The 806-nt window shown below is 48.8% G+C and carries 1 protein-coding gene; it reads left to right on the top strand.

Annotated features, from left to right (window positions below; genetic code table 11):
• Positions 1–29: 29 nt before the first annotated feature.
• Positions 30–806, top strand: a 777-nt coding sequence (locus tag A3773_RS16820) for a reverse transcriptase domain-containing protein (RefSeq protein WP_269454516.1), incomplete at its 3' end; no start/stop codon positions are given.

Below are 806 nucleotides of genomic sequence, written 5' to 3'. Positions count from 1 at the left end.
ATCTGCTGATGACGCGCCTTGGTGACAAGGTGAAGGACAAACGTCTTCTACGATTGATTAAACAATACCTGCGAGCTGGGTTTGTCGACAACCAGTTCTATGGTGTGAGCCGAGAAGGTGTACCGCAAGGCGGGCCACTATCGCCGCTACTAGCGAACATCATGCTCGATCCTCTGGACAAAGAACTTGAGAAACGTGGCCATAAGTTTGCCCGCTATGCCGACGACTTTACGATAGTGGTAAAGAGTCAGCGAGCAGGTGAACGCGTACTACGCAGTATCAGTCAGTACTTGCAAAACCGCTTGAAGCTGGTCGTCAATACCGATAAAAGTCGCGTCGTTAAAACCAGTGAGAGTAAGTTCTTGGGGTTTACCTTCAAGGCTGGTCGTATTCAATGGCATGAGAAAACGCTACTGAAATTTAAGCAGCGGATACGCATGTTAACGAATCGTAACTGGGGGGTGTCGATGAAATATCAGCTCTTCAAGACCAGCCAATTTATACGTGGCTGGATTAACTATTTTGGCATCGCCAATTGCTACCAACTCTGCGTCGATCTAGATCATTGGATTCGGCGCAGAATAAGGATGGCTTACTGGCGGCAGTGGCGAAAGCCACGCACCAAGGTAAGGAACCTGATGAGTCGAGGCGTCCACGTACAGGCGGCTGTTGCGTGTGGCATTACCAGTAAAGGCCCATGGCGAAGCTCTAAAACACCGGGGATTAATCAGGCATTATCCAATGCTTACTTAAAATCTCAGGGGCTTTATGAATTGCGCGATGGATGGATCAAGCTTCACCATTCT

The sequence above is a fragment of the Neptuniibacter pectenicola genome, assembly GCF_001597735.1.
In the GTDB taxonomy this organism is placed as follows: Bacteria; Pseudomonadota; Gammaproteobacteria; order Pseudomonadales; family Balneatricaceae; genus Neptuniibacter; species Neptuniibacter pectenicola.
This window is presented reverse-complemented; position numbering and strand designations above follow the sequence as displayed.